Source organism: Edwardsiella hoshinae NBRC 105699 = ATCC 33379 (assembly GCF_000474215.1).
Lineage (GTDB): Bacteria > Pseudomonadota > Gammaproteobacteria > Enterobacterales > Enterobacteriaceae > Edwardsiella > Edwardsiella hoshinae.
In genome coordinates, this window is record NZ_BAUC01000012.1 from 121,393 (window position 1) to 131,750 (window position 10,358).

Here is a 10,358-nt window from a genome sequence, read left to right on the forward strand (position 1 = left end):
ATGCCTCTTAAGCCGTCGGGAAGTCGGGGCGATCCGTCGGCAAGGTGCGCTTCACTTCTTGTACCTCATTGCCCTGCGGGTTGTGCAGATAAACCTCCAACTGGTTGAAGGCGATATTGATGTCATTCTCGCGACACAATTGATCGATACGCCGATTCAACTCATCCACCACATAACTACGGTCGCGTAGCTCGCGCACATACAAGCGCATCTCGTGATCCAGCGTACTGGCACCGAAGGCGAGGAAGAAAACCTGTGGTTCCGGCTCAGCCATCACGCGCGCGTTCTCCCCGGCGGCCTGTAAGAGGATCTCCCGCACCTTATCCAGATCCGAGCCATAGGCGACCCCAACCTTGATCAGCACCCGGGTCACAGTATCCGACAACGACCAATTGATCAGACGTTCGGTGACGAACGCCTTGTTGGGGATGATCACCTCCTTGCGATCGAAGTCGGTGATGGTGGTGGAGCGAATACGGATCTTATTCACCGAGCCGGAATAGGAGCCAATGGTGATGGTGTCGCCAATGCGCACCGGTCGCTCGAACAGGATGATCAGGCCGGCGATAAAGTTACTGAAGATCTCATTCAGACCAAAACCGAGCCCCACCGACAGCGCGGCGGCCATCCATTGTAACTTATCCCAAGAGATACCCAGCGAACCAAAGAAGATGATCACCCCGACGCTGATAATGATATATGTCAGGATCGTGGTAATGGCATAGGAAGCCCCTTGGCGCAGTTGCAGGCGCGACAGCACCAGTACCTCTAACAAGCCGGGCAGGTTGCGCATCATGATATAGGCTACTACCACCGTCATCAGGGCAAACAACAGGTTCCCCAACGTCACTGCCTGGGTGATCTGGCTGGCGCCACTGCCGCTGTTGTAGTGCCACAGGGTGATACTATCGAGGTAGGAGATCACCGTAAACAGATCCGCCCAGATCCAGTACAGGATGCAGCCGAAAATCAAAAACAGCACCATGGTGGTCAAACGTAGCGACTGGGAATTGATCTGATCGATGGCCAGTGGCGGCTCCTCGACGGCCTCTAATCCCTCCGCGCCCTCGCGCGAGGCACCGGCGGCGCTCTGCTGACGACGCGCCAAGGCTCGACGATAGGCCAGGCGACGGGCGGCGACGCTCAAGCCACGCAGCACGGTCGAGTAAACCACCGCCCACAACAGCATCAGGTATAAGCTCTCGATCCAACGGGTAGCGAGACGCAAGGCGGTATAGAAGTAGCCGCAAGCCGTGAGGATCATCAGCACCAGCGGCGCGATGGCCAGTAGCGTGATCAGCACCAGTCGCACACTGTGCGAGTTTTTCTCGCGCCAGGCGTCACGGCACAATGGGAAGACAAACACCGTCAACAATGCCAAGGTGATCAGAATCGCCACCTGACCTATCACATCTTCATTCAATTGTAACGGCGACTTCTCCCCGATGACGCACCATACCATCAGCGGGATCAGGGTAAAGCCCAGACGCCATACCATGCGCCGATAATGGGCGCAGACCAGCGGCGGCACATTAAAGTGACGTTCGGAGACCCCCCCCGGCGAAATCAGTCGGTAAGTGGTACTAATGATCAGCCAGAAGAGTGAGAAGCGTAACGCCATCACCCACAGCAGCCCGCCCAACGGGGTGGCCGTGTGGTAGAACATCACCCCCAGGGCCAGGATCAATAGCGTACCCGGCAATCCACGCAGGAGCGTCAGCAGGATCGCCTGCGGCGTATGCAACTGACCATCTCGCTTTAATTGCCCCACCTCGTTGGCCAATTTTTCTAGCCGGGCATTGATCGCCTTACGCCGCCATAGCAGCAGTCCGGTACCGATCAGCAATGGAATAAACAGGTATAACGAACTGATAAAGCCATCCAGCAAAGCAGCTGGCTTCAACTCGACGTGCAGATTGGCCGCTTGCGTGCGCAGTGCGTTGGGCAAACTGATAAACCAAGCTAGATTCATCGGCTTGTTACTGCTCACCCAGAAGATCTGTTGCGTCAGGGTATGCTGGAGATATTCATTAACGTTACGCAACTGCTGCTGGTTGATCTGGAGGCTGATGGCCAGCGTCAACTCGTTGCCCAGTTGTTTATTCAGCTTATCCAGCAGATCACGCCGGGTGTCGATCAGGTCCTCGAGTACGCTAACGCCCTCGTCACTCAGCTTCTCTTTACTGCTCGCCAACAATGCCGCCACATAGTCGCCGCCTTGGCTCAGGGCATCGCGCTGAGCATTGATGTCGAATTGGGCCACCCGCAAGTCGGCTACCTGCTCTGCCACGTCATTGTTTAGCTTTTCCGTCGGCAGCTTTTGTTGCTGCTGATAGAGAATGCGCGATAACAACAGGCTGCCTTTCAATACTGAGATCTGCTCTTTTAGGTTACGCTCTGCCTGTAACGAGCGATCGAGCCAGTTCTTGACGCGAATGCTCTCTTGCACCAAGGTGTTGGTCTTTTCGGTGGCATCGATCAAACGCTGGCTCAGCTCTCGGTTGATCTCGATCTGCTGAGCGATGAGCGGATTACGGGTAAAATCCTGGGCCACATCACCGGGATTAAGCGCCTCGCGCGCCGTTTTCTCCTGCTGGCTAAGTTCTTTATGGTAACCCGCTTGGCGGATCAGTTGGACGCGATGCTCCAGTTGGGCGATACGGGCATTGGCGTAGTCACGCTGCTTTTGCAGCGTATCCTGGAGTGTGGTGTTATCTTCCAAGCTCTGCTGCTGATACTCTAGCGACTGGTTGAGCATGGCCAGTTCGGTGTTCAGCATATTGCGCTGACTGGGACGCAACTGGCTATCTTCAGCCAGCATATTGCGGATTTGTTGGATCTTCTGCGAACTGGCCATCATCGCAGCCTGGGCGCGCTCGGGCTGCGTCTGCAAGGCGATCAGTTGGCTGCTGTAAGCGCCGAGATCCTCTTGCGCCTGCTTCAGCGCTTCCAGCGTGCTATCCCACTGGTTTTGCAGCTGGCGCGTCCCCATCGAGGCGAAGTTGGCCTCATCGGCGGCATCGTCATTACGCTGTAGCGCCTCCAGTCCAGCCAGTGCCTGGCTCAGCTTACCCGGTGCCTGCTGCGCCTGTTGCTTCAGCTGTTGGCTCTCTTTACGGTAACGCTCGATACCATCCAGATAGACCAAGGTCTGATTGAGATCTTGCAACACCAGCTTGTCGTTGGCGGACAGACTCTTCTGTCGATTCAGCGCATCGAGCTGATTCTGCACCTCGCCGCGCGAGTCGATGTCACCGCCCTGTGCCCACGCAGAGACACTAGAGAAGAGGCAAAATAGCAGAATGACACCTACCATGCGCCACAAGGCGATCCTCGTGCCGGACCGGAATAACACGCCGTGAGTCATAATAAATAAGTAGAATGTATAATAACGTGACAATAGATTCATTAGCGTAACATGAAGCCGTAATAGCAAGAATAGGCGCAAGCGGAGAAAGTTGCCCGCGCAGGCGCGTGTGCCTAATCCATAGAGACGGGCAATCATAGGTGAAACTGGGGCACGAAGGCGTAACCGCCCAGGTGATGGGCGGTGAGAAAAGACAACTGGAGCGGATTAGAAGGTAAGGACTTTATCTGCCGCCAAGGTCCAGGCCGCCAATTCGGTCAGAGTGCCGATGGCGATGCCCTCGATCAACGGTAACACGGCGATACCGCGTGCATCGGCGCAGGTTTTACACAAACGGATCGGCGTCTGCTGGGCACAGAGGATCTCTAACATCTGTTGCAGGTTATAGCCTTCATGCGGCTTTTGTCCGGGCAACGCCGCCGTCACCGCGTCCGACATGAGGAAGATCTTCAGCTCGATCTCCGCAGCCTGCTCTTTCATGGCTAACGCCAGACGCAGCGCATTGAACAACGACTCCTGGCCATAACCGGCCCCATTGGCAATCACGACAATTTTTTGCATTACGGTTTACTCGTCTCTTTATTTATGAGGGGGCATGCGGCAGGGAGTAAGCCTGCCACACGGCCGCGTCGATCGGCGCACTCACCGCCTCCCGCCGCAGGAAAGGGCTGTGTTGCAGCATCGCTATCACATTATCGACCAAGAAGAAGGCCTGCTGGCGCAAATCGAAACTCTCCGGCGCAAACAGCCAACTCTCCATTATGCCGCTGATATAACTGCGTAGGGCGACAGCCGCGCGCAAGGTGTCCAGATCCGCCGGCAACTGCGCCAGCGCGATGCAACGCTGCAACACGCGCTCGATACGGGCATAGCTCTCCAGATACATTAGCTTACGCCGTTCGCCCAATGCGCGCATCTCGCCAACGAATTCACATTTATGGTACAGAATTTCCATCATCGCTCGACGCTGCGGATCTTCTACCGTGGCGAGCAAAATAAAAATTAAGAGTTCGCGTAAAATCCGCAGTGGATCATCAGGAAACTTTGTCTGATACTCTAACTCAAGTCCGCTGATCCGGGATTCCATGAAATCCCACACGGCATTAAAAATATCGATCTTATTCTTAAAGTGCCAATAGATGGCACCACGGGTTACGCCAGCGGCTTTGGCGATATCATTGAGTGAGGTCGCGGCAACGCCACGCACAGAAAACTCACGGATGGCGGCATCGATGATCTGCTGTCGGGTCTCTTGGGCCTGCTGTTTGGTTTTTCGTGCCATGGCGTCGTTTTTTTAAAGTATCAAGACTTACATGCATTGATGAATGTATGTACCATAACATGCGCATTTCTATTGCGCAGCAATGGGTTGTTAACAACGTGCATTATGCCCATTTCGCACTCGGACTCTTGAGGTATAATATGAAGAAAAACAGAGGGTTAACGCCTCTGGCGGCAATACTGCTGTTTTCCGGCAGTTTACTTCTTACAGGATGTAATGATGACAAGGGGGGTGCCCAACAGCGCTCTGCGCCAGAAGTCGGCGTGGTTACGCTGAAAACAGCGCCATTGAATGTCTCCACCGAACTTCCTGGTCGTACCTCTGCATACCGTATTGCAGAAGTTCGTCCACAGGTCAGTGGTATTATCCTTAAGCGTAATTTTGTCGAAGGCAGCACGGTAAAAGCCGGCGATTCACTGTATCAAATTGATCCCGCGACCTATAAGGCCGCCTATGATAGCGCCGTCGGCGACCTGGCTAAGGCGCAAGCCGCCGCCAACATTGCCCATCTGACCGTCAAACGCTACACGCCGTTGCTGGGAACCAAATACATCAGTCAGCAAGATTACGATAACGCCGTCTCTACCGCTCGCCAGGCCGATGCCAGCGTCATCGCCGCCAAGGCAGCCGTAGAAAATGCCCGGATCAATCTGGCCTATACCAAAGTTACCTCGCCGATCACCGGTCTGAGCGGTAAATCGTCCGTCACCGAGGGCGCGTTAGTCACCGGAAATCAAGCCAATGCGTTGGTCACCGTGCAACAGCTTGACCCGATTTATGTCGATGTCACCCAGTCCAGCACCGACTTTCTGCGCTTGAAGAAAGAGCTGGCCGATGGCCAGATTAAGCAGGAAAACGGTAAGGCCAGCGTCGAGCTAGTGATGGAAAATGGTCAGCCCTATCCGCTGAAGGGAACGTTAGAGTTTTCCGATCTCACCGTGGATGAGAGCACCGGCTCGATTACCATCCGTGCCGTGTTCCCTAACCCGCACACCGATCTACTGCCGGGGATGTTTGTCCGCGCCCGCCTGGAAGAAGGGGTTCGCCCCGACGCCCTGCTGGTTCCCCAGCAAGGGGTAACGCGTAACCCGCGCGGCCAGGCCACCGCGATGGTCGTCGATAGCAATAATAAGGTTGAAGTACGCATCATCGATGCGGCTCAAGCCATCGGCGATCAATGGTTAGTCACCCACGGTCTGAAAGCGGGCGATCGGGTGATCGTCTCCGGCCTGCAGCGTGTCCGTCCGGGTATGCAGGTAAAAGCCGAGGAAACGAAACTGAACGCACCGGCCGGCGCGCAGGCGGCCAATGGCTCACAGCAGTGATTACGCTGTGATGCACACTTTTAGGAAAAAGGAGCCAGTAATACATGGCTAAGTTTTTTATCGATCGTCCGATCTTTGCCTGGGTTATCGCCATCATCCTGATGCTGGCCGGTGCATTGGCGATCATGAGTTTGCCGGTTGCACAATATCCTACCGTTGCGCCGCCAGCCGTCACCGTCTCCGCCTCTTATCCGGGTGCGGATGCGGCCACGGTGCAGAACTCCGTGACGCAGGTTATCGAACAAAACATGAACGGCCTCGATAACTTGATGTACATGTCGTCAACCAGTGACTCGGCCGGTAATGCCGCCATCACCCTGACCTTCGAAGCCGGGACCGATCCAGACATCGCCCAGGTTCAGGTGCAGAACAAACTGCAACTGGCGATGCCTTCTCTACCGCAAGAAGTTCAGCAACAAGGGGTCAGCGTAGATAAAGCCTCCAGCAGTATTCTGCTGGTCGCCGGCTTTATCTCGGAGGACGGCAGTCTAAGCCAAGATGACATCGCCGACTACGTCGCCTCCAACATTAAAGATCCCCTGAGTCGTACCCAGGGCGTGGGGAGTGTGCAGCTGTTTGGTTCCCAATACGCCATGCGTATCTGGCTGGATCCTAACAAGCTGAACAAGTACAACCTGACCCCGGTCGATGTCATCTCACAGATTAAGGTGCAAAACAACCAGATCGCCGGCGGCCAGTTGGGGGGAACCCCGCCCGCACCGGGTCAGCAGTTGAACGCCTCAATCATTGTCCAGACCCGTCTGAAAGATCCGGCAGAGTTCGGCAAAATCCTACTCAAGGTTCAACCGGATGGCTCGCGCGTCTTGCTGCGTGATGTCGCTCGTGTCGAGTTAGGGGCTGAGAACTACGGCACCGTCGCCCGTTACAACGGCAAGCCGGCTGCCGGTATCGCCGTGAAACTGGCAACCGGGGCCAACGCCTTGGATACCGCCAAAGCGGTGAAGGCAGAGTTGGCTAAACTGGCGCCTTACTTCCCGGCTAGCCTGAAGACGGTCTACCCCTACGACACCACGCCGTTCGTCCAGCTCTCCATCGATGAGGTGGTGAAAACCCTGCTGGAAGCAATCGTGCTGGTGTTTGCCGTCATGTATCTGTTCCTGCAAAACATCCGCGCCACCCTGATTCCGACCATCGCCGTACCGGTCGTCTTGTTGGGGACCTTCGCCATCCTGGAGATCGTGGGCTTCTCCATCAACACCCTAACCATGTTCGGTATGGTGCTCGCGATAGGCCTATTGGTAGATGACGCCATCGTGGTGGTGGAAAACGTCGAGCGCGTCATGGCCGAGGAGGGATTACCCCCGAAAGAAGCGACCAAAAAATCCATGGAGCAGATCCAGGGTGCCTTGGTCGGTATCGCCATGGTACTGTCTGCGGTATTCGTACCGATGGCCTTCTTCGGCGGCTCTACCGGGGCCATCTACCGTCAGTTCTCCATCACCATCGTCTCCTCGATGGTGCTGTCAGTACTGGTGGCGATGATCCTCACCCCGGCCCTGTGCGCCACCATGCTGAAGCCGATCGCTAAAGGCAGCCATGGTGTTCAGACCGGTTTCTTCGGTTGGTTTAACCGCCTGTTTGAGAAGAGCACCCACCACTATACCGATAGCGTCGGCCGCATCCTGCGCGGCACTGGGCGCTACCTGGTGATCTACCTGCTGATCGTGGTCGGCATGGGGCTGCTGTTCATCCGTCTGCCCACCTCTTTCTTACCGGAAGAGGACCAGGGGGTTCTGTTGACCATGGCTCAACTGCCGCCAGGGGCGACCCAAGAGCGCACTAACAACGTGCTCAAACAAGTCACCGACTATTACCTGACCAAAGAGAAGCATAACGTCGAATCGGTGTTTACCGTTAGCGGCTTCGGTTTCAGCGGTCAGGGGCAGAACAACGGTTTAGCCTTCGTCAGCCTGAAGCCCTGGGATGAGCGTAAGGGCGATGAGAACAAGGTCACCGCCATCATCCAACGCGCCGCGGTCGCCTTCAGTAAGATCACTGACGCAATGGTCTATCCGTTCAACCTGCCCGCTATCGTGGAATTAGGTACGGCATCCGGTTTCGACTTCGAGCTGATCGACCAGGCAAACCTGGGGCACGAGAAGTTGACCGAGGCGCGTAACCAACTGTTAGGCATGGCGGCGCAACATCCGGATCTGTTGGTAGGGGTACGCCCCAATGGCTTGGAAGATACTCCGCAGTTTAAGCTGGATATCGACCAAGAGAAGGCTCAGTCACTGGGGGTCTCTCTCTCTAATATCAACCAGACTATCTCTGCCGCGATGGGGGGAGCCTACGTCAACGACTTTATCGATCGCGGACGCGTCAAACGGGTCTATGTCCAGGCCGATGCGCCGTACCGTATGTTGCCAAGCGATATCAACAACTGGTATGTCCGCAGCAGCAATGGGCAGATGGTACCGTTCTCCGCCTTCTCCACCTCGCGTTGGGAATACGGTTCGCCACGTCTGGAACGCTATAACGGTTTGCCGTCGATGGAGATCCTGGGTGAGGCCGCACCGGGTAAGAGTACCGGTGAAGCCATGGCGATGATGGAGTCGCTGGTCGCCAAGCTACCGGCAGGTATCGGTTATGACTGGACGGGGATGTCCTACCAGGAACGTCTGTCCGGCAACCAGGCGCCGGCGTTGTACGCCATCTCGCTGATCGTGGTCTTCCTGTGTCTGGCGGCCTTGTACGAGAGCTGGTCTATCCCGTTCTCCGTGATGCTGGTGGTACCGCTCGGCGTGGTGGGGGCGTTACTCGCGACCTCGCTGCGTGGGTTAACCAACGATGTCTACTTCCAGGTGGGTCTGTTGACCACGATCGGTCTGTCGGCGAAGAACGCCATTCTGATCGTCGAGTTCGCCGTCGATCTGATGCACAAGGAAGGCAAGGGCCTTGTCGAGGCCACGCTGGAGGCGGTACGTATGCGTCTACGCCCGATACTGATGACTTCGCTGGCCTTTATCCTCGGGGTTATGCCGCTGGTGATCAGTAACGGTGCCGGTTCCGGCGCTCAGAACGCTGTCGGTACCGGGGTCATGGGGGGCATGGTTTCTGCTACCATCCTGGCTATCTTCTTCGTGCCGGTGTTCTTCGTGGTGGTACGCCGCCGCTTTAGTCGCCGCGATGAAGATATCGAGCACAGCCATCCGGTTGCACCACACGACGGTAAGTAAGCGTCATCACCGTACTAAGGCCGCCCTCTGGGCGGCCTTTTTATCTCCAGGCTATCGCCCTCACCCGATGTAAGACTTAACCGATTGTCACTCGCTCACCTAATTAATATTATTTATATGTCTGCTAATATGCCTGATAAAAATAAAGACATTAGCATGGGTTAACTTTATCTATGGAATGGATGCAGGCTTGTCCACGACCTTATCAGGCGGTATTATTTAAATACTTCCTAACACAAAACTTTTCCCATCGCCCAACAGCTTTGCTATGATAGAAAGGTGACTTAGCATAGCCATTGTACCAAGTTATTGATCATTGCTATATTTCTTAGTACAGGTCAGAGCCTTTAGCTGCGCTAGGAGGCCGGTTATGGATGAGTACACATCTTATCGACATGACATCGCAGAGCTGAAATATCTGTGTGATTCTCTGTATCATCAGGGAATGGATGTCCTGGAAGAGAGCCATCATGGCTGGGTCAGCGATCCGACGGCAATGGTTAATCTTCAGCTCAACGAGTTGATTGAACATATTGCCAACGTAGCGTTGTCATTTAAGATTAAATATCCACAGCATTCGTCCCTTTGCGAAATAGTGGATGATTATCTGGATGAAACCTATGCCTTGTTCAGCGCCTATAGCATCAGTGAGCAGGCGCTCAGGCACTGGTTACGAAGCAAACGCAGGGTAGCGTACTCGCTAGCACATGAAAAGCGTAACGCCGCCTTGCATGTTTAATCCAATATTAGGGTTGTGTAATGACCAAAATCGACTATCTGATGAAGTTGCGTAAGTGCACGTCGCTGGAGACGCTGGAACGCGTGATCGAAAAGAATAAATATGAGCTTTCCAATGATGAGCTAGAAATTTTTTATTCCGCTGCCGATCATCGCTTAGCCGAATTAACTATGAATAAGCTATACGATAAAATTCCGGCCGAAGTCTGGCAATATGTACGCTAAATGCTCTGGGCGTTATTTTATGCAACGCCCTGGCAACATTACTTATAATAATATTAATCTATAATCAATTTTTCTTTATTGTTACCGTCTCCCCCACCCCTTGGGGGGATGTAGTCTGCTGTCTCTCACTCCCTTGACTCTCGCCCCGTGGTGCAGCACTCACCTAACCGACATCTAACGCACCAACTCCGCAAAGCAAAGAATAAAGACGCGAGCTTCAT

7 protein-coding genes are annotated in these 10,358 nt (G+C 54.7%); 4 read left to right on the top strand and 3 right to left on the bottom strand.

Features of this window, described 5'->3' with window-relative positions:
* Positions 1-7 precede the first annotated feature (7 nt).
* The 3 genes from mscK to acrR all read right to left on the bottom strand — a co-directional run bounded on the left by mscK (position 8) and on the right by acrR (position 4,649).
* A complete protein-coding gene (mscK, locus tag EHO01S_RS05550) occupies positions 8-3,367 on the bottom strand; it encodes a mechanosensitive channel MscK (RefSeq protein WP_024523026.1) in 3,360 nt (1,119 codons plus the stop codon).
* 207 nt (positions 3,368-3,574) lie between these two features.
* Positions 3,575-3,928 carry a DsrE/DsrF/TusD sulfur relay family protein gene (locus EHO01S_RS05555; protein WP_024523027.1) on the bottom strand — a complete coding sequence of 118 codons (354 nt, stop codon included), beginning with the start codon at positions 3,926-3,928 and terminating at the stop codon, positions 3,575-3,577.
* Positions 3,929-3,950: 22 nt separating this feature from the next.
* Positions 3,951-4,649, bottom strand: coding sequence for a multidrug efflux transporter transcriptional repressor AcrR (gene acrR / locus EHO01S_RS05560; RefSeq protein WP_024523028.1), 699 nt, complete (start codon positions 4,647-4,649; stop codon positions 3,951-3,953).
* A gap of 140 nt (positions 4,650-4,789) precedes the next feature.
* On the opposite strand from acrR, the gene EHO01S_RS05565 reads away from it, so the two are divergent.
* From EHO01S_RS05565 to EHO01S_RS05580, 4 genes are all read left to right on the top strand, one after another.
* Positions 4,790-5,974 carry an efflux RND transporter periplasmic adaptor subunit gene (locus tag EHO01S_RS05565; RefSeq protein ID WP_024523029.1) on the top strand — a complete coding sequence of 395 codons (1,185 nt, stop codon included), beginning with the start codon at positions 4,790-4,792 and terminating at the stop codon, positions 5,972-5,974.
* Positions 5,975-6,018: 44 nt separating this feature from the next.
* Positions 6,019-9,174, top strand: coding sequence for an efflux RND transporter permease subunit (locus EHO01S_RS05570; RefSeq protein ID WP_024523030.1), 3,156 nt, complete (start codon positions 6,019-6,021; stop codon positions 9,172-9,174).
* Between the two features lie 370 nt (positions 9,175-9,544).
* Positions 9,545-9,913: an Hha toxicity modulator TomB gene (tomB, locus tag EHO01S_RS05575; RefSeq protein WP_024523031.1), complete on the top strand. Its 369-nt coding sequence runs from the start codon at positions 9,545-9,547 to the stop codon at positions 9,911-9,913.
* A 20-nt stretch (positions 9,914-9,933) separates the two neighbouring features.
* Complete coding sequence (locus EHO01S_RS05580; RefSeq protein ID WP_024523032.1) at positions 9,934-10,137, top strand: HHA domain-containing protein; 204 nt, start codon at positions 9,934-9,936, stop codon at positions 10,135-10,137.
* The last annotated feature ends 221 nt before the right edge of the window (positions 10,138-10,358 follow it).

What these genes read in the sequence shown, in the direction of transcription:
- mscK (WP_024523026.1), bottom strand. Translation starts at nt 3,367, where the DNA reads ATGACTCACGGCGTGTTATTCCGGTCCGGCACGAGGATCGCCTTGTGG.
- EHO01S_RS05555 (WP_024523027.1), bottom strand. Translation starts at nt 3,928, where the DNA reads ATGCAAAAAATTGTCGTGATTGCCAATGGGGCCGGTTATGGCCAGGAG.
- acrR (WP_024523028.1), bottom strand. Translation starts at nt 4,649, where the DNA reads ATGGCACGAAAAACCAAACAGCAGGCCCAAGAGACCCGACAGCAGATC.
- EHO01S_RS05565 (WP_024523029.1), top strand. Translation starts at nt 4,790, where the DNA reads ATGAAGAAAAACAGAGGGTTAACGCCTCTGGCGGCAATACTGCTGTTT.
- EHO01S_RS05570 (WP_024523030.1), top strand. Translation starts at nt 6,019, where the DNA reads ATGGCTAAGTTTTTTATCGATCGTCCGATCTTTGCCTGGGTTATCGCC.
- tomB (WP_024523031.1), top strand. Translation starts at nt 9,545, where the DNA reads ATGGATGAGTACACATCTTATCGACATGACATCGCAGAGCTGAAATAT.
- EHO01S_RS05580 (WP_024523032.1), top strand. Translation starts at nt 9,934, where the DNA reads ATGACCAAAATCGACTATCTGATGAAGTTGCGTAAGTGCACGTCGCTG.